The following is an 18,584-nucleotide window of genomic DNA, read 5'->3' as shown; positions in this document are numbered from 1 at the left end:
ACCCGCCTTCAGATGGGTTTCCAAAGGCCTCAGGCCTTTGGTGGGGAGAGTTTGAGAGGGGCGAAGCCCCTCTCAAGGCGCTTGCCAAAATTCTCTCAGGCCCCGGCATAGCCCAGCGCGGCATCGCGCGCCCGGGCGGCCGGGTCGCGCGCCGCCGGGTCGCCATAGCCACCGCCGCCGGATGTCTCCATGCGGATGATGTCACCCCGCCGCAGCGGCAGGTTGTTGACCTTGGACGGCAGGGGCCTGCTCTCCCCGTCGCGGATCAGGAAGAGCCGGCCGGCCGCGCCCGGCGCGCCGTCCTCCAGCCCATAGGGGCGGAAGCGGAAGCGCTCGAAATTGGCGGTGAAGACGGCGGCGGCGCTGTCCACCCGCCATTCGCGGAAGAGGCCGAGCCCGCCGCGCTGCCGCCCCGCCCCGCCCGAGCCGGGCACCAGCCCATAGCCCACCACGGTGATGGGCAATTCGCTCTCGATCATCTCCACCGGGATGTTGGAGCAATTGTGCATGCCATAGGTGTAGGCGTTCAGCCCATCCGTATCGGCATGGGCGCCGCTGCCGCCCACCTCGATCTCCACGAGCACGCCGCGCGCATTGTCCTCGCCGATGGTCTGGAAGGAACACACATAGGAGACGCCGTAATAGGCCGCCGGCACGCGCCCCGGCACGGCCTGATGCAGCGCGCCCAGCACCGTGGTCGCCAGGCGGTGGGTGACGGCGATGCGGTTGGCGACGGGCGCCGGATGCATGGCGTTGACGATCAGCCCCTCCGGCGCGATCACGCGGATGGGGCGGTAGCAGCCTGCATTGGCCGGGATCTCGGCATCGGCGATGGCCATCATGGCGTAGGAAATGGCCGACTGCGCGGAGGCCAGGGTGGCATTCACCGGCCCCGCCGCCTGCCGGCCACAGCCGGAGAGGTCGATCTCCACCGTATCGCCCTCGACCGTGACGGCGGCGTGGATGCGGATCGGCTGGTCGCCCACGCCGTCATCGTCCAGGAAATCCTCGAATTCATAGCGCCCATCGGGGATGCGGCGGATCATGGCGCGCATCGCCTTCTCGGAGCCATCGAGCATCTGGCGGCAGGCGGTGATGAAGCGCTCCACCCCCGTGCGCGCGGCGAGGCGGCGCAGATTGGCCTCCCCCACCGCCAGCGAGGCGAGCTGGGCCTGGAGGTCGCCCCACAGCATGTCCGGCCGGCGCACATTCTGGCGCATCATGGCCAGGATGTCCTCGTTCATCACGCCGCGCCGCACCAGCTTCAGCGGTGGGATGCGCAGCCCTTCCTGGAAGACCTCTGTGGCCGCGGCGGAATAGGAGCCGGCCGCCATGCCGCCCATGTCCAGGTGGTGGCAGAGCGTGCCGACGATGCCGATGCGCGCCCCCTCCAGGAAGACCGGGCGGAAGGCCAGGATGTCGGGGATATGCTGGCCGCCGCAATAGGGATCGTTGGTGATGACGACATCGCCTTCCTCCCAGCGGTCGAGCGGCAGGAAGTCGCGCACCACGGCGAGCAGCCCGGCGCCCATGGAGTTGAGGTGCTGCGGGATGCGTGCCGCCTGGGCGACGTTGAAGCCCTCGCGGTCGAAGACGGCGGTGGAATAGTCGAGCAGCTCGCGCACCACGGTGGAGCGGCTGGTGCGCCAGACGGTGACATCCATCTCCGCCGCCGTGGCGGTCAGCGCATTGCGCAGGATTTCGAGCGCGACGGGGTCGAGGCCAGGGGAGAGGCCAGAGGACAGGCCAGCGGGCAGGCCAGGGGAGAAACCGGTCATGCCGCGCTCCTTTCGGCGGTCTTGCGGGCGATGAGGGTGCCCGCCGCACCGGGCGCGCATTCCCATCCGGCGGCGATGAAGAGGGTGGTGTATTCCTCCTCGATCAGCGCGGGGCCCGGCACGGCTCCGTGCAGCTGCTCGCGCTGGTAGACGGCAATCTCACGCCAGGAATCCCCCAGCCAGAGGGGGCGTGCCTCCGGTATGCGCCCGGCGCCGCGCCCTGGCAGGCGGCGGGATTCGAAGCGTGGCAGCAGGCCGGTGACGTTCAGCCGCAGCGCCACCATTTCCACCGGCGCGGCGGGATTGCTGTAGGAGAAGCGCTGCGCGTGCAAAGCGTGGAAGGCCGCCAGCAGCGCCTCCAGCGCCGGCGCGCCCGGCGCGGCGTCCGCGGCTTCCGGCCAGGGCACCACCAGTTCGAAAGCCTGCCCGTGATAGCGCAGATCGGCCGAGACGCTGAAGCGCCGGTCCCGCGCCGGCACGCCATCGGCCTCCAGCAGCGCCTCGCCCTGGGCGCGCAGCGTGGCCAGCGTCTCCATCACATGCGGCAGGATCGCCGCCTCCACCGGTAGCACGCGGGAGCGCGCGAGGTCGTGCACGATGTCGGAATGCAGGATGCCAAAGGCGGAGAAGGTCGAGGCGTCAGACGGAAAGATCACCTCGCGGATGCCGAGTTCCTCGGCGACCGGCACGGCATGCAGACCGCCCGCGCCACCGAAGGAGAGCAGCGCGAAATCCCGCGGGTCCAGCCCCTTCTCGAAGAGGCTGAGCCGCGCCGCGGCGGCCAGGCTGGTTTCCGTCACCGCCAGGATGCCCGCCGCCGCCTGCTCCATGCCAAGGCCGAGCGGCGCGCCGATGCGCCCCCGGATGGCCGCGCGCGCGCCCTCCAGATCCAGCGCCATGGCGCCGCCCAGGAAGAAGCGCGGGTCGAGCCGGCCCAGCGCGATATTGGCATCCGTCACCGTGGGCTCGCTGCCGCCACGGCCATAGCAGACAGGGCCGGGCCAGGATTTCGCGCTGCGCGGGCCGACGCGCAGCCGCCCGCCCTCATCCACCGCCGCGATGGAGCCGCCCCCGGCGCCGATGGTGCGGATTTCCACCATCGGCAGGCGCACCGGCAGGTTGTCGATCTCGCCCTGCGCCATCTGCGTCACGCCACCCTCGCGCACGACGCAGATGTCGTAGGAGGTGCCGCCCATATCGACGCCCAGCAGATTCGGGCGGCCCAGCACCCCGGCCAGCCGCATGGTCGCCAGCGCGCCGCCGGATGGGCCGGAGAGCAGCAGCCGCGCCGGCTGGCGCCGCGCCACGGCCACGCTGCACACCCCGCCATTGGACTGCACAAGCAGCAGCCGCGCGGCGATCCCCGCCTCCGCCAGCCGCGCCGTCAGCCGGCCGAGATAGCCCCCCACCACCGGCATCAGCAGCGCGTTCAGCACCGTGGTCGAGCACCGCTCATATTCGCGGATTTCCGGGCTGATGGCGGAGGAGACCGTCACCGGCACATCCGGCCGCAGCCGGGCCAGGGCCTCGGCCACCGCCTCCTCATGCGCCGCGTTGACATGGGCGTTGAGCAGGCAGACGGCGATGGCCTCCGCCCCCAGCGCGTCCAGCCGGGGCAGCAGCGCCTCCACCGCGCCGGGCGCCAGCGCCGTCTCCACCGCGCCATTCGCCCGGATGCGCTCGCGCAGGCCCAGGCGCCGGTCGCGCGGGATCAGCGGCGGTTCCTGGTGCGGCTTCAGCCCATAGACATCGCGGCGGGAATGGCGGCCGATCTCCAGCACATCCTCGAAGCCCGCCGTGGTCAGCAGCACGCCCCGCGCCAGTTGCCGTTCCAGCACGGCATTGGTCGCGATGGTCGTGCCATGCAGCAGCAGGCGGATATCGGCAAGGGTGAAGCCATAGCGCTCCGCCGCGCCCCGCAGGCCGGCGAGCAGGCCCAGCGAGGGGTCTTCCGGCGTGGTCGGCGTCTTGAAGCTTTGCAGCACGCCGCTGCGTTCGTCGAGGATCTGGAGGTCGGTGAAGGTTCCACCGATATCGATGCCAATGCGGATGAAAGGTGCAGCGGGCAACGGGAACTCCCGGAAGGCGGTCTGGCGCGAGCATGGCCCAGGGGCGGCGGGAGCGGAAGGCCCCCGCGCGTCATCACCCGCCGCCCTTGTTGTGGCGCGGCGGCAGCGCCTAGGCTCCCCCCACCCCGGGCCATCAGGCCAGGGAGCACAACAGGAATCGCCCATGTCCCAGCCCCGCATCCTCGTGCTCGCCGCCTCGCTGCGCGGCGGCTCGCTCAACCGCCGGCTGGCGGAGCTTTTCGCCCGCCGCGTCACCGAACAGGGCGGCCAGGCCACCCTGCCGGATCTGCGCGACTACGCCATGCCGCTCTATGATGGGGATATCGAGCAGAATGAGGGAATCCCGGCCACGGCAAAGGCGCTGCACCAGGTTTTCGCCGGGCACCAGGGCATCTTCATCGCCAGCCCGGAATACAATTCGGCGCTGAGCCCGCTGCTGGTGAACATCCTCTCCTGGGTCTCGCGCGTGAAGGACAATGGCGGGCAGGGCGCGGCCTTCGGCACGCCCGTCTATGCCCTGGGCAGCGCCTCACCCGGCGGGTTTGGCGGCTATCGCGGGCTGGTCGCCCTGCGCGGCGTGCTGGAACTGGGGCTGGGTGCGCGCGTCCTGCCGCAGATGGTGTCCGTGCCCGCCGCGCATCAGGCCTTCGATGAGGCCGGCGAACTCACCACGCCAGCCGGGGCGATGGTCGGGACGTTGGCGGGGCAGCTTTTGAAGGCCGTGGGGTAAAGGGAAGCGGGAAGGGTTCTTTTTGGAAAAAAGAACCAAAAACTTTTTGTCAGTTTGGCGCGGCGCCGGCGATCAGGCGGTGCACGGCCGCCACATGCTCGGTCATCCGTGCGGCGGCCTCATCTGGGGCCGCCGCGGCAATCGCCGCCACGATGGCCTCGTGCTCCGGAAAAGACGGGTGGTCCGGGGAGGGGCCCTGTGCCTGCGGGCGGGCACGGTTCCAGGTCTGCACCCGGCGGATGGTCGCCAACTCGTCGAAGAGATGCAGCAGCAGGGGGTTGCCGGCCGCCAGGGCAATGGCGCGGTGCAGCCGCGCATCCTGGCCCTCATAGGCCCGCCAGGACAGGCCGGGCTGGCGGGAAGCGGCCATCGCCTGGCGCATCTCGGCCAGATGCGCGGGGGTCGCGTGGCGGGCGGCCAGCGCGGCCAGCTGCGGCTCCAGGGCCAGACGCGCGCCGCGCAGATCGGCCTCCGTCACCGCCTGGGCGCGCTGCGCGGCATCCTGGATGGCGGCCATCGGGCGCGGGCCGAGGAAGGTGCCCTTGCCGACATGGCGCCAAAGCTGGCCCTCGGCCTCCAGCACCGCCAGCGCCTTGCGCAGCTCGGCGCGCGAGACGCCGAGCGCCCCGGCCATCTGCCGCTCCGGCGGCAGGCGGCCGGAGGCCGGCAGGGCCAGCGTCGCCAGATAAGCCTGCAACAGGGTCAGCACCGGCGCGCTGTCCTGGGGGCGGTCGGGTTCCATCGGGACCCTGCCATAGCCCGCGGGTGGCGGCGCTGCCAAGGGCGCGGCGGGCTTGACGGCGCCCCGGGGCGGTCCTAACCAATCCACGCAATTGGTTGAGCGAGGCATCCGCCATGGCCCATGTGATCGAAGTCCCGCCGGAAACCACCCTGCCGGTGGAGGGCGAAGCCGGGGTCTTCCCGGTGCGGCGCATCTGGTGCGTCGGCCGCAACTATGCCGACCACGCGCGCGAGATGGGGCATGACCCGGACCGCGAGCCGCCCTTCTTCTTCTCCAAGCCCGCCACGGCGGCGGTGCCCGGCGGCACCCTGCCCTTCCCTGTGCAGACCAGGGACCTGCACCACGAGGTCGAGATGGTGGTGGCGCTCGGCAAGGGCGGGCGCGACATCCCGGTGGAGCAGGCGCTGGATCACGTCTATGGCTATGCCATCGGCCTCGACATGACGCGGCGCGACATCCAGGCGGAAGCCAAGAAGCTTGGCCGCCCCTGGGAATTGTCGAAGGGCTTTGACCAGTCCTGCCCGATCAGCCCGATCGTGCCGGCGGCGCGCATCGGCCACCCCGCGCGCGGCAAGATCGAGATCACCGTGAACGGCAAGGTGCAGCAGACCGGCGACCTCAACCAGATGATCTGGTCGGTGCCGGAGGCCATCGCCTATCTCTCGCGCTATGTCGAACTGCTGCCGGGCGACCTGCTGATGACCGGCACCCCCGCCGGTGTCAGCGCCGTGAAGCCGGGCGACCTGCTGCATGGCGTCTGCGAGGGCGTGGGCGAGATCAAGGTTCAGTACGCCGGCTGAGCCACTCCCCTGCCGGCCGGGTTTACAGAGGCCCCGGGCTGTTGATGGCTGCGCGGCACCGCCGCGCAGCGTCTCTCAGGCGGCGAGGTCGCGCATGACCTTGATGAGGTCGGACTTGCCTTCGAAGCCGATGCCCGGCAGGTCGGGCATGGTGATGTGGCCCTGCTCGACGCGCACGCCATCGGGGAAGCCGCCATAGGGCTGGAAGAGGTCCGGGTAGCTTTCATTGCCGCCAAGGCCGAGGCCGGCGGCGATGTTCAGCGACATCTGGTGGCCACCATGCGGGATGCAGCGGCGTGGCGACCAGCCGAACTGCGTCAGCACCTCCAGCGTCCGCAGATATTCGACGAGGCCGTAGGACAGGGCGCAATCGAATTGCAGCCAGTCGCGGTCCGGCCGCATGCCGCCATGGCGCAGCAGGTTGCGCGCATCCTGGTGGGAGAAGAGGTTCTCCCCCGTTGCCATCGGGCCCGGATAGAATTCGGAGAGCGCGGCCTGGAGGGCGTAGTCGAGCGGGTCCCCCGCCTCCTCATACCAGAAGAGCGGGTATTCGCGCAGCATCCTGGCATAGGCGATGGCGGTTTCGAGGTCGAAGCGGCCATTGGCGTCGACGGCGAGCTGCGCCTGGCTGCCGATCTCGGCCAGCACGGCCTCGATGCGGCGGCGGTCCTCGGCGAGGGAGGCGCCGCCGATCTTCATCTTCACCACGGTATAGCCGCGGTCGAGATAGCCGCGCATCTCGGCGCGCAGGGCGGCATCATCCTTGCCCGGATAGTAGTAGCCGCCGGCGGCATAGACGAAGACGCGCGGATCGGCCTCGCGGCCATGGCGCTCGGCGAGCAGGCGGAAGAGCGGCTTGCCCTCGATCTTCGCGACCGCGTCCCACACCGCCATGTCCAGCGTGCCGACGGCGACGGAGCGCTCACCATGGCCGCCGGGCTTTTCATTGGCCATCATCGCCGCCCAGACCCGGGCGGGGTCGATATTGTCGCGCGCCTCGTCACGCAGGCTTTTCGGGTCGGCCTCCAGGATGCGGCCCCGGAAGCGCTCGCGGATCAGCCCGCCCTGGCCATAGCGGCCGTTGGAGTTGAAGCCATAGCCCACCACCGGCCGGCCATCGCGCACCACATCGGTCACCACCGCGACGAGGCTGGTGGTCATCTTGCTGAAGTCGATATAGGCGTTGCGGATCGGCGAGGCGATCGGCTGGGTGATCTCGCGGACGTCGACGATGCGCATCCAGCATACCTCCTGGCGTGGGGGCGGGATTTTTCAGAACCTGCCCCGCTGTTCTTCCCGCTATCCTGCGGATAAGCCGTCAGGTAGCGTTTTCCCCAGGGAGCCGGCCAATGCCAAGTTTGGATTTCCCCATGCCGATCCGGCATCGGCCGTGGATCTAGACTGGCTGGAGGATTTCCTCGCCCTGGCGGAGGCGCGGAATTTCTCGCGGGCGGCGGCGGCGCGGCATGTGACGCAGCCCGCCTTCAGCCGCCGCATCCAGGCGCTGGAGGCGTGGATGGGCACGCCGCTGGTGTCGCGCACGCCGCAGGGGGTGGTGCTGAATGCCGCCGGGGCGGCGGTGCGGGCGCAGGCGGCGGCGCTGGCGCGCGATCTCCAGCAGATGCGGCGCGATGCGCTGAAGGCGGCGGGGCGGGAGGGGGCGGCGCTGTCGATCGCCGCGACGCATGCGCTCTCCTTCACCTTTTTCCCCGGCTGGGTGCGCGGCCTTGTCCCGCTGGAGAAGGCTGGCCCGCTCAACCTGATTTCCGACAGCATGGCGGCCAGCGAGCGGGTCTTCCTGGCGGGCGGGGCGGATTTCCTGCTCTGCCACACGCAGGCGGCGCTGCCGCCCCGGCTGCGGCCGGAGGATTTTATCAGTTTCGCGGTGGGGGCGGAGTTGCTGGTCCCTGTCTCGGCCCCGGAGGCTGGGGGCGGGCCGCGCTGGGCCCTGCCGGGCCGGGCGGGGGCGCCGGCGCGCCTGCTGGCCTATGCCGAGGCTTCCGGGCTGGGCCGCATCGTGCAGGCCGCGCTGCCCGGCTTCACGCCGCCGCCCTGGCTGGAGACGGTCTTCACCTCCCCCCTGGCGGCGGCCTTGCAGACCATGGCGCGGCAGGGCCAGGGCCTGGCCTGGCTGCCGCGCACAATGGTGGCCGAGGACATGGCCGCTGCCCGGCTGGTGCCCGCCGGCCCCGAGAGTTTCGCGATCCCTGTCGAAATCCGCCTGTTCCGTCCGCAGCGTCGCCTCTCGGAGACGGCCGAGGATTTCTGGCGCGCCGCGATCGCGGCTTCTTCTTTCTGAAAAAGTCTTTTTGCTTCTTTTTCTTCAGAAAAAGAAGTCTCCCTTCATTTTCCCCACCACGCCTGCCAGTGTTGCAACCCCACGCCGGATGATCTTTTCCTCCATACTGGCATAGCCGATGACGAGCCCGGCCTGGGCTGGCGGTGTTTCTCCGGGTGCGAGGGCGAGGAGGGGCGAGAGGGGATAAACCCCCACCCCTGCCCGGCCTGCCGCTTCGATCAGCTTTCCTTCCTCCGCCCAGGCCAGATCCCTGAACCAGAGGACGACATGCAGTCCGGCGGCGGCCCCGGCCACGGTGACCCGCGCGCCAAACGCCTCCTCCAGGGCGACCAGGAGGGCGGCGCGGCGCTCACCATTGCGGCGGCGGACGCGGCGGATGTGCCGCTCATAGGCGCCGGTTTCGATCATGGTGGCGAGGGCGGCCTGCTCCAGGCTGGGGGTGTGGCGGTCGGCGAGGCGCTTGGCCGTGGTGAAGGCCTCGGCCAGGGGCGGCGGTACGACGAGGTAGCCCAGGCGCAGCGTGGGCGAGAGGGTCTTGGAGACGGTGCCGAGATAGATCACCCGCTCCGCGTCATCGATGGCCTGGAGGGGCGGAATGGGGGCCGTCTCGAAGCGGTATTCGCTGTCATAGTCATCTTCAATGACATAGGCCCCGCAATGCCCCGCCCATGCGAGGAGCGCGCGCCGCCGCGCGGCGGAAAGCACGCCGCCGAGGGGGTATTGGTGGGAGGGCGTGGTATAGGCCAGCCGGGCGGGCGGCAGGGCCTCGGTGCGCAGGCCCTCGGCATCGACGGGCGTGGCGGCGATCTCCGCCCCCGCGGCCAGGAAGGCGAGGCGGGCGAGCGGATAGCCCGGGTTTTCCATGACCACGCGCGCGCCAGGATCGACGAGCAGGCGGGCGCAGAGGTCGAGCCCCTGCTGGGAGCCGTTCACCACGATGATCTGTCCCGGCTCGCAGCGCAGGCCGCGGGCGCGCCAGAGATAGCCCTGCAGGGCGCGGCGCAGCGGCAGGGTGCCGGCGGGGTCGTCATAGCGCAGGCTGGGCGGCCGGCGCAGCAGGGCGGCGGTGATGGCCTTGCGCCAGGCGAGGCGGGGAAAATCGGCCGCCGAGAGGTCGCCGTGGCGGAAATCGGCCACCGGCAGTTCCGGCCGGCACACGGGCGGCAGGAGGACGCTGCCCAGGCGGGCGCCATAGGCGGAGAGACGATTCAGCAGGGGGGGCGGCAGGTGTGGTGGCGGCTGGCTGTCCCCGGCCGGGGCCGTGGCGCCGAGCCCGGCGGCGACGCGGGTGCGGGCGCCCTGGCGGGCCTGGAGATAGCCCTCGGCGATGAGCTGGTCATAGGCGGCGGTGACGGTGGTGCGGGAGACGCCCCATTCCGCCGCCAGGGCGCGGGTGGAGGGCAGGCTGGCGCCGGGGGGCAGGAGGCCGGAGGCGATCCGGCCGCGGATATCGGCACAAAGACGGTCCACAAGGCGCTGCATTTTTTACTTTTCTTCCCGGGCAGGCGGCAGGCGCAGGGTGTGAAACTTTGCGCGCTTCCGTTTTACCGGGCCAAAACTGGACCGGCCTTTTCGCGTGAAACTGGCTGTTCTTCCTGGGCCAGCTTCCGGGCATCGTCAAGGCCGAGCAAGGAACACCCGCGATGTATATTCCCCCGGCCTTCCGCGAGGAGGATCTCCCCAGCCTGCAGGCGATGATGGCGGCGGCGGGCCTCGCCACCCTTGTCACCCGCACGGAGGAAGGGCTGATGGCAACGCCCCTGCCGCTGGTGCTGGCGCCGGAGGAAGGGCCGTATGGCACGCTGTATGGCCATCTGGCCCGGGCCAATGCGCAGGCCCGGCTGGCGCCGCAGGGGGAAGCCCTGGTGCTGTTCCAGGGGCCGGACGCCTATGTCAGCCCCGGCTGGTATGCCAGCAAGCAGGAGCACCACAAGGTGGTGCCCACCTGGAACTACACCGCCGTGCACGCGCATGGCCCGGCGGAGTTCTTCGAGGATGCGGAGCGGCTTCTGGCGGTGGTCACGCGGCTGACGGCGCGCCATGAGGCGGGGCGGCCCTTGCCCTGGTCGGTGCAGGATGCGCCGGACAGTTTTATCCGCGCGCAGCTGCGCGGCATCACCGGGCTGCGCCTGCCGATCGCGCGGCTGGAGGGCAAGGTGAAGATGAGCCAGAACCGCAGCGCGGCGGACCGCGCCGGGGTGGCGGCCGGGCTGGCCACCAGCGCGCGGCCCGGGGACCGGGCCGTGGCGGCGCTGATTCCGCTTGATTCTTAAAGTTGGTGGGAAGGCGGCCTGTCCCAGGCGGGGTTGCGGGGGCTTCGCTCCTGAGAGACCGTTTGAGAATACCGGCCGGGAAGCGGGGTCCCCGCGCCCGCCTTCAGGTTTTCACCACAGTGGCTGCTGGCAGGAGCCTTTGAGAGGGGCAAAGCCCCGCCCAACGGCACGCGCCCTGTGCTCAGGGTGTCTCTGAGCCTGCCATCTCCACCGGCTCCGGCAGCGGGATGCCGAGCAGGGCGGAAAGCCGGGGGGCGATTTCCGGCGTGGCGGCCAGCACCGGGTTGCCGCGCGTCAGGCCGTCATTGGCCAGGAAGTCGTTCACCACGCCACCGGCCTCCCGCACCAGCAGCAGGCCCGCCAGCACATCCCAGGCATTGATGTGCAGCTCGGCATAGGCATCGTTCAGCCCGGCCGCGACATCGGCGAGGCCGAGCGCGCCGGAGCCGTGGCGGCGGAACTCGAAGCGCTGCTCCGTCAGCCGGTGCAGGGCTTCGGTGAAGCTGGCGAGGGGCCGGCGCTCGGACCAGCCCATTTCCACCAGCGGCGCCGCGCCATGCGCCAGATGGCTGACCGAGAGCCGCGCCCCGTTGAGAAAGGCCCCCTGCCCCCGCCGGGCGGAGAACAGGCGGCCCTCCCGCGGCTGGTAGATGACGCCGAGCTCCACCCGCCCGCGCCGCATCCAGGCCAGGGAGATGCACCAGCGCGGGCCGCCATGGATGAAATTGGCGGTGCCGTCGATGGGGTCCACCACCCAGACGCTGTCCGCCGCCTCGCCGCCTTCCTCCTCGCCGATCACGGCATCGCCGAAGGCGGCGGCGATGCGGGCGCGGATCATCGCCTCCACCGCGTGGTCGGCGGCGGTGCAGAAATCGATGGGGCTTTTGCTCTCGACGGGGCCGAGATCATCGCGCATGCGCAGGGCCATGGCCCCCGCCTCGCGCGCCAGCGCCTCGGCCAGGGCCAGGCGCGCCGCCACCTCGTCGCTCATGCCGGCACCACGACGGCGCCGGCGGGGTCGATGCTCACCGCCACGGCGGAGCCCTCCGGGATCAGGGCGCCCTCGACAGGGCGCTTCAGCAGCAATTCGGTGCCGGAGCCATCCAGCACCACCTCGTATTCCAGATGATCGCCCAGATAGGCGGCCTTGCGAAGATGGCCCGGCAATTCGCCCGCCGCCGCCGCGCCGGGGCGCAGGCCGAGGCATTGCGGGCGCACCGCCAGTTCCGCCGCGCCATCCGGCAGGCCGCGATGCGGCAGGGTGAGGCGCAGCGCGCCGATGGAGAATTCCGCGAGGCTGTCATCGAGCCGCCGCAGGAGCACCGGCAGGAGGTTGGCATTGCCGATGAAGTCGGCGATGAAACGGTTGCCCGGCCGCTCGTAGAGATCGCGCGGGCTGCCATCCTGCACGATGCAGCCGCCGCGCATGACGATGATGCGGTCCGAGACGGCCAGGGCCTCCTCCTGGTCATGCGTGACATAGACGACGGTGAGGCCGAGCTTCTGCTGGAGGTCGCGGATATCGGCGCGCACGCGGCGGCGCAGCTTGGCATCGAGGTTGGAGAGCGGCTCGTCGAAAAGGAGGACCTTGGGCTCCAGCACGATGGCGCGGGCGACGGCCACGCGCTGCTGCTGGCCGCCGGAGAGTTCCGAGGGCAGGCGCCGCTCGAACCCGGAGAGGCCGACGGTGGCCAGCTTCTCCGCCGCCATCGCCTCCGCCTCGGCACGGCGGAGGCCGGAGGCGCGCAGGCCGTAGCAGACATTCTCCATGACCGTCATGTGCGGGAAGAGCGCGTAGGACTGGAAGACCATGGAGACATCGCGCTCGGCGGCCGAGAGCGGGGTGACATCCTCGCCGCCGATGAGGATCTGGCCTTCGGAGGCGCTTTCCAGCCCGGCGATCATGCGCAGCGTCGTCGTCTTGCCGCAGCCGGAGGGGCCGAGCAGCGTCACCAGCGTGCCGCGCGCGATGGTGAAGTCGAGCCCAGGCACGGCGGTGACGGGGCCGTAGCGCTTGACGACGCCGCGGAACTCCACCGCCGGCCGGGTGGCGGCCAGGGCCGGCGCGGGGCGCGGCTGGCCGGGGAGGATCTGGTTCATGCTCATGCTCCTGCCGCCGCCGGCCGGCGGCTGCCGGCGGCCTCCGTGGCCTTGCGGCGGCCGATGCGCCGCTCCCCCACGAGGGCCTGGATGGAGAGAAGGGCGGCCACCATGATGACGATGAGCACCGCCGAATAGACGATGGCGATGCCGAATTCGCCGAACTCGGCGCGGCCGACGATGTAGACGGTGGCCAGGTTGTATTCGCCGCTGACGAGGAAGATGACGGCGCTGACCGAGGTGATGGCGCGCACGAAGGCGTAGACCATGGAGGTGGCGATGGCCGGGCGCAGGATGGGCAGGATGACCCGGCGCAGCGTGGCGGCCGAGCGCGCGCCGAGGGTGAGCGAGGCCTCGTCGAGCGAGCGGTCCACCTGGCTCAGATTGGCGATGCTGGCGCGGATGCCCACCGGCATGTTGCGGAAGACGAAGGCGATGACCATGATCAGCGCCGTTCCCGTCAGCTCCAGCGGCGGCACGTTGAAGGCCAGGATGTAGCTGATGCCGATGACGGTGCCGGGAATGGCGAAGCTCATCATCGTCAGGAACTCGAAGGTGGCGCGGCCGGCGAAGCTCTGGCGGTTGAGCAGGTAGCCGGTCAGGATACCGAGCGCGGCCGTCAGCGGCATGGCGAGCACGGCGACCATCAGCGTCGTCGTCAGCGAATTCCAGGCGGAGCCGGCGAGGAACCAGCCATGCGGCCCCTGCTCGATGGCGAAGGCGGTGAGGAAGTGGTCCAGCGTCAGGCTGTTGTCCTGGCCGATGGCCTTGACGAAGCCGCCCACCAGGATGATGCCATAGACCGCCGCCGTCAGCGCCAGCCAGGGCAGCACGATGGCGAGGCAGGCGCGGTGCAGCCAGGGGGCGAGTGGCAGGGGAAGGCCCGCATCGCCCTTGCCCGAGACGGTGACGTAGGAGCGCCGGCCGATCCAGAAGCGTTGCAGCAGGAAGGCCGAGAGGGTGAAAACGAGCAGCACGATGGCGAGCACCGCCGCCTGCCCCTGGTCATGCGCGGCGCCGACCACGGCGAAGTAGATGCTGGTGGAGAGCACCTGGAAATTGCCGCCGATCATGATCGGGTTGCCGAAATCGGCGAGGCTCTCGATGAAGGCAATGAGGAAGGCATTGGCGAGGCCGGGGCGGATCAGCGGCCAGGTGACGAGGCGGAAGGTGCGCCAGCGGCCGGAGCGCAGGGTCTGCGAGGCTTCCTCCATGCTCGGGCTGACGCCTTGCAGGACGCCTTGCAGCACCAGGAAGGAAATCGGCGTGAAGGCCAGGAGCTGGGCGATGGTCAGGCCCGGCATGCCATAGAGCCAGCGCGAGCGGCGGATGTCGAACCAGTCCTGCAGCAGCGAGGAGACGATGCCCGCGCGCCCGAAGATGAGGATGAGGGCGAGGCCGATGACGAAGGGCGGCGTGATCACCGGCAGGACGGACATGATGCGCAGCAGGCGTGGGAAGGGAAAGCGCGTGCGCGTGGCGACGAGGGCGAAGGCGAGGCCGAGCAGGGTGCTCAGCACGCCCACCAGCACCGCCTGGGCGAGCGAGTTCCATGCCACGCCGCAATGCCGCCCGCCGGCGAGGCAGTCGAGGCTCCAGATGGAGGCATCCGTGATCTTGCCGGCGAACAGAAGAAGATCGAAGGCGCCTTCATTGTCCTGGAAGGCGGAGACGAGGACACAGGCCACCGGATAGCCGACGAAGACGAGGATGGAGCCGCAGACGATGCCGATGGCGCCGATCAGGAAGACCTCGCCCTTGCACCAGCCGCGCCAGGCGAGGCCATGGGCGCAGAGCATGAGGCAGGAGAGGGCGTAGAGCAGCGCGCCCCAGCCCAGGGCGGGCTGCGCGGCGCTGCCTTCCAGCAGGGCGGCGAGCCCTTCCAGCCGCAGCCCATGCGCGCGCAGGCCGAAGGCCTCCACGAGCAGCCAGGCGATGCCCGCGAGCCCCGCCGCCACCAGGGCGCCGGAGGAGCGCGCCCAGGCCGCCCAGGCCGCCAGCAGGAGCGGCGGGGCGAGCGGCAGGAGCCAGAGGCGCCCGCCGGACAGCGCCTCCAGCAGGGCCGGGCGCGCGGCGTGCCAGCCGCCCGGCAGGCCGCCCTCCAGCCCGTACCAGGGCAGGAGCAGCAGCGAGGCCAGGGCGGCCAGCAGCCAGAGCCGGAGGCCTTGCCCGGATGATCCGGCCGATCCCTTGCGCATCACCGCGGCCTCAGCGTGCGTTCTTCACCTCGCGCGTCCAGCGCGCGAGCAGGCGGGAGCGTTCCTCGGAGGAGCCGTATTTCTCGAAATCGTAGTTGATCAGGCGGATCTTGCTGATGTCCGGGGCCTCGGGCGGAACCGGCGTCGCCCTGTTCGACGGAATCTGATAGGAACCATTGGCGGCCGCCAGCGCCTGGGCCGCCGGCGTCAGCGCCCATTCGTAGAAGCGGCGCGCCTCCTCCATGTGCCGCGCGCCGCGGATGATGCTCATCGAACCTATTTCATAGCCCGTGCCCTCGCAGGGCGAGACCACGCGCAGCTGCGCGTTCTGCCGCGTGGCATCAATGACATCGTGTTGGAAGGCGATGCCCACCATCACCTCGCCACGCGCCGCCGCCTGGGCCGGAGCGGCGCCGGCATTGGTGTATTGTTCGACATTCCCGTTGAGGCGCTTCATGTAGTCGAAGGCCGGTTCCTCGCCCATCAGCTGCACCATGGTGGCGAGCATCGTCCAGCTGGTGCCGGAGGCGTTCGGGTTGGCAACCTGGATTTCCCCGCGGAAATCGGGCTTCAGCAGGTCGGACCAGCAGGCGGGTGCCGCGAGGTTGCGGCGCTTCAGCTCGCGCTCGTTATAGCCGAAGCCGAGCGCGCCCATGTAGAGCCCCACCGTGCGATGGCCCGAGCGCTCCGCCTGATTGCGCGCCCAGTCCTGCAACTGGGCGCGGGTCTCGGACTGATAGGCCTCGGTCAGCCCCTCGGCGGCGGCCTGAAGATGCGGGTCGCCCGTGCCGCCGAACCAGATATCCCCGCGCGGATTGTTCTTCTCGGCACGCAGGCGCGCATAGATCTCGCCCGCGCTCTGGCGCGTCATGTCGACACGGATGCCGGTCTCGCGCTGGAAGGCCGTGGCGGCGGCGCGGCACCATTGCTCGTTGACGCCGCAATAGACAACCAGGCTGCCGCCCTGCGCGCGCGCCGCCCCGCCCGAGACCAGCATGCCGCCCAGCACGGCGATGGCCGCGAGGATCCTTCTTGTCTGCATTGCCTTTTCCTCCCTCTCCTGCGGCTTTGCGCCGCTTTTTCAGTCTGCCGTGTCAGGCTGTCTGGCCCAGGATCCAGGCATGCGCCGGATCGTTGTGGAAGCGCCAGGCGCGCCGTGGCCCCGCCATGACGTTCAGGTAGTAGAGATCATAGCCATGCGGCGCACCGACGGGATGATAGCCGCGCGGCACCAGGACGCAGTCGCCATCCTGCACCAGCAGAACCTCATCGATATCGCGCGCATCGGTATAGACGCGCTGCATGGCGAAGCCCTGCGGCGGGTGCAGCCGGTGGTAATAGGTTTCCTCCAGCAGCGTCTCGGCCGGATAGGCGTCGCGGTCATGCTTGTGCGGCGGATAGGAGGACCAGTGGCCCGAAGGCGTGACCACCTCGACCACCAGCAGGCTGGAAGCCGGCTCGCCTTCGGGGAGGATATTGTGGACGAGGCGGCGGTTGCTGCCCTGCCCGCGCCATTCCGGGGTGATGGTGGCGGGGTCGATCCGCCGCGGCGGCAGGCCCGGCTCACCCGGCGCGGAGCAGACCGCCAGCACCACCGCATCCCGCGCCGTGGCGCGCCAGGGCGTGCCGGCCGGCACATAGGCGGCCGAGGGCTTGCCCTCGAAAGGCGTCGCGCGCCCGCCCAATTGCGGGAAGGCGGTGCCGCCCGCCTCGACATCGATGCTGCCGGTGACAGGGACAAGGCAAACCTCGTGCCCCGCCGTGCCCCCCGCGACCGTGTCGCCGGGAGAGAGGTGGTGCAGGTCGAAGCCGACATAGGTCCAGCCGGCATTCTCCGGCGTGATGTGCAGCACGCGGCCGGCCTGTCCCCCGGGCCGGCGCAACAGGGGCTGGGGGTGGCTCATGCGACGAACCCCGCCTCCCGCACCATGCGCGCCAGATTGGCGCAGCCCAGCGTGGCATAGTGCAGCGGATCGGCCTTGGCCGGGTCCTGCTCCGCCTCGATGACGATCCAGCCACGATAATCGGGCAGCTCGGCCAGCACGGCGGGGAAATCCACCATGCCATCGCCCGGCACGGTGAAGATGCCGCGCACGACGCCATCCAGGAAACTCCAGTCCTCGCGCCGGCTCTGTTCCATCACGGCGGCGCGGATATCCTTGGTGTGCAGGTGGCGGATGCGGCCGCGATAGCGGCGCGCCAGCGCCACGGGATCAGCCCCGGCGAAGGTCGCATGGCCGGTATCGAGCAGCAGGCTGACGCTCTCGCCGGTTTCTTCCATGAGCCGCGCGATATCCTCGGCGCTCTCGACGACCGTGCCCATGTGGTGATGATAGACAAGCGCGAGGCCGGCATCCGCCACCGCCTTTCCCACCTCCGTCATCCGCGCGCCGAACTGGCGCCAGTCGGCGGCCGCCTCCAGGCGCGGGCGGCGCGAGAGCGGCATGGCGGGATCGCCATGGATGGCATTGCTGGTCTCGGCGAAGATCAGCACCTCCGCCCCCAGCGCGCGCAGCAGGTCCAGATGCGGGCGCATGGCGGCGATTTCCGCCTGGGCGTCACGCCGCAGCAATTCGGCGGAATACCAGCCGGAGACAAGGGCAAGCCCGTGCCGCTCCAGCACCGCGCGCAACTCCGGCGCGGTGCGCGGGAACTTATGGCCCAGTTCCATGCCCTCGAAGCCCGCCTGCCGTGCCTGCGCCAGGCAGGTCTCCAGCGGCGTCGCGCCGCCGAGGCTTTGCAGATCGTCATTCGACCAGATGATGGGATTGGCGCCGAGGCGGATCCGGCGGGAAAGCTGGTTCATGGGTTTCCTCAAACACCCAGGCTCTGGGCCATGCGGGCGGAATCGTAGCGGTCACGCGCGGCGCGCACTTCGGGGCGGGTGGAAATCTCGGGCACGCCGACATCCCACCAATGCCCGCCCGCCGCCATGCCCGGGCCGGGGTCGGTGTCGATGACGATCACGCTGGTGCGCTCCGCCGCGCGCGCCCGGCGCAGCGCCGCCTCCAGCCCGGCGGGATCGGCCACATGCTCGGCGATGGCGCCGAGGCTTTCGGCATGGGCGCGGAAATCGATGCGCGGCAGGGTGGCATGCGCGGCATCGACCAGCAGGTTGTTGAAGGCCGCGCCCCCCGTCGCCGCCTGCAGGCGGTTGATGCAGCCGAAGCCGCCATTGTCCAGCAGCACGATGGTCAGCCTGTGGCCGAGCATGACCGAGGTGGCGATCTCCGAATTCATCATGAGATAGCTGCCATCGCCGAGCATGACGATGACCTCCGCCTCCGGCCGCGCCATCTTCACGCCAAGCCCGCCGGCGATCTCATAGCCCATGCAGGAGAAGCCATATTCCATGTGGTAGCCGCCGGCGGCCGTGGCCTGCCACAGCTTGTGCAGTTCACCGGGCAGGCCGCCCGCCGCGCCCACCACCACGGTTTGCGCCGTGGCATGGCGCTGCACCACGCCGATCACCTGCGCATCGCCCGGCAGGCCCTGCGCGCGGGGCGCGACGGCTGCGGCGGCCTGCCGCGCCCAGGCCTCGCGCTCCACCGTGGCGAGGCGCGCCCATTCCGGCGGCGCGCGATGGCCCTCCAGC

At 70.5% G+C, this 18,584-nt stretch carries 16 protein-coding genes; 4 read left to right on the top strand and 12 right to left on the bottom strand.

Features of this window, described 5'->3' with window-relative positions:
* Positions 1-95: 95 nt before the first annotated feature.
* Positions 96-1,778 carry a hydantoinase B/oxoprolinase family protein gene (locus tag NON00_RS20985; RefSeq protein WP_256024701.1) on the bottom strand — a complete coding sequence of 561 codons (1,683 nt, stop codon included), beginning with the start codon at positions 1,776-1,778 and terminating at the stop codon, positions 96-98.
* Positions 1,775-3,847, bottom strand: coding sequence for a hydantoinase/oxoprolinase family protein (locus NON00_RS20980; protein ID WP_256024700.1), 2,073 nt, complete (start codon positions 3,845-3,847; stop codon positions 1,775-1,777). Before NON00_RS20980 ends, NON00_RS20985 begins: the two co-directional genes overlap by 4 nt.
* 163 nt (positions 3,848-4,010) lie before the next feature.
* On the opposite strand from NON00_RS20980, the gene NON00_RS20975 reads away from it, so the two are divergent.
* Positions 4,011-4,577, top strand: coding sequence for an NADPH-dependent FMN reductase (locus NON00_RS20975; RefSeq protein WP_256024699.1), 567 nt, complete (start codon positions 4,011-4,013; stop codon positions 4,575-4,577).
* Positions 4,578-4,626: 49 nt separating this feature from the next.
* Here NON00_RS20975 and NON00_RS20970 read toward each other — a convergent pair whose 3' ends face one another.
* Positions 4,627-5,319, bottom strand: a complete 693-nt coding sequence (locus NON00_RS20970) for a FadR/GntR family transcriptional regulator (RefSeq protein ID WP_256024698.1) — start codon at positions 5,317-5,319, stop codon at positions 4,627-4,629.
* 113 nt (positions 5,320-5,432) lie between these two features.
* Here NON00_RS20970 and NON00_RS20965 point away from each other — a divergent pair, with 113 nt between their 5' ends.
* Complete coding sequence (locus NON00_RS20965; RefSeq protein WP_256024697.1) at positions 5,433-6,119, top strand: fumarylacetoacetate hydrolase family protein; 687 nt, start codon at positions 5,433-5,435, stop codon at positions 6,117-6,119.
* A gap of 75 nt (positions 6,120-6,194) precedes the next feature.
* On the opposite strand, the gene NON00_RS20960 is transcribed toward NON00_RS20965, so the two are convergent.
* Positions 6,195-7,358: a mandelate racemase/muconate lactonizing enzyme family protein gene (locus NON00_RS20960; protein WP_256024695.1), complete on the bottom strand. Its 1,164-nt coding sequence runs from the start codon at positions 7,356-7,358 to the stop codon at positions 6,195-6,197.
* Positions 7,359-7,509: 151 nt separating this feature from the next.
* On the opposite strand from NON00_RS20960, the gene NON00_RS20955 reads away from it, so the two are divergent.
* Complete coding sequence (locus tag NON00_RS20955) at positions 7,510-8,418, top strand: LysR family transcriptional regulator (RefSeq protein ID WP_256024693.1); 909 nt, start codon at positions 7,510-7,512, stop codon at positions 8,416-8,418.
* A gap of 24 nt (positions 8,419-8,442) precedes the next feature.
* Here the strand turns inward: NON00_RS20955 and NON00_RS20950 are convergent, their stop codons facing one another.
* Positions 8,443-9,900: a PLP-dependent aminotransferase family protein gene (locus NON00_RS20950; protein WP_256024692.1), complete on the bottom strand. Its 1,458-nt coding sequence runs from the start codon at positions 9,898-9,900 to the stop codon at positions 8,443-8,445.
* 161 nt (positions 9,901-10,061) lie between these two features.
* Between NON00_RS20950 and NON00_RS20945 the strand changes: the two genes are divergently transcribed.
* Positions 10,062-10,691, top strand: a complete 630-nt coding sequence (locus NON00_RS20945; protein WP_256024691.1) for an FMN-binding negative transcriptional regulator — start codon at positions 10,062-10,064, stop codon at positions 10,689-10,691.
* Positions 10,692-10,872: 181 nt separating this feature from the next.
* On the opposite strand, the gene NON00_RS20940 is transcribed toward NON00_RS20945, so the two are convergent.
* From NON00_RS20940 to NON00_RS20910, 7 genes are all read right to left on the bottom strand, one after another.
* Positions 10,873-11,682 (bottom strand): inositol monophosphatase, encoded by an 810-nt coding sequence (locus tag NON00_RS20940; protein ID WP_256024688.1) that lies wholly within the window; start codon positions 11,680-11,682, stop codon positions 10,873-10,875.
* Positions 11,679-12,791, bottom strand: a complete 1,113-nt coding sequence (locus NON00_RS20935; protein ID WP_256024686.1) for an ABC transporter ATP-binding protein — start codon at positions 12,789-12,791, stop codon at positions 11,679-11,681. The genes NON00_RS20940 and NON00_RS20935 overlap by 4 nt, the downstream gene beginning before the upstream one ends.
* Before the next feature lie 2 nt (positions 12,792-12,793).
* On the bottom strand, positions 12,794-14,989 hold the full coding sequence (locus NON00_RS20930; protein ID WP_256024684.1) for an iron ABC transporter permease: 2,196 nt from the start codon (positions 14,987-14,989) through the stop codon (positions 12,794-12,796).
* Between the two features lie 10 nt (positions 14,990-14,999).
* Positions 15,000-16,031: an ABC transporter substrate-binding protein gene (locus NON00_RS20925; RefSeq protein WP_256024682.1), complete on the bottom strand. Its 1,032-nt coding sequence runs from the start codon at positions 16,029-16,031 to the stop codon at positions 15,000-15,002.
* A gap of 52 nt (positions 16,032-16,083) precedes the next feature.
* Positions 16,084-16,893 carry a 5-deoxy-glucuronate isomerase gene (gene iolB, locus NON00_RS20920; RefSeq protein ID WP_256024680.1) on the bottom strand — a complete coding sequence of 270 codons (810 nt, stop codon included), beginning with the start codon at positions 16,891-16,893 and terminating at the stop codon, positions 16,084-16,086.
* Entirely contained in the window at positions 16,890-17,795 is a 906-nt protein-coding gene (gene iolE, locus NON00_RS20915; RefSeq protein WP_256024679.1) for a myo-inosose-2 dehydratase, read from the bottom strand. The genes iolB and iolE overlap by 4 nt, the downstream gene beginning before the upstream one ends.
* 8 nt (positions 17,796-17,803) lie before the next feature.
* Positions 17,804-18,584, bottom strand: a 781-nt coding sequence (locus tag NON00_RS20910) for a thiamine pyrophosphate-dependent enzyme (protein ID WP_256024678.1), incomplete at its 5' end; no start/stop codon positions are given.

Origin of the sequence: Roseomonas sp. GC11 (genome assembly GCF_024437745.1) — a bacterium.
GTDB lineage: Bacteria > Pseudomonadota > Alphaproteobacteria > Acetobacterales > Acetobacteraceae > Pseudoroseomonas.
Note: the sequence above shows the minus strand (reverse complement) of the source record. Positions and strands in the feature narration are given on the sequence as shown.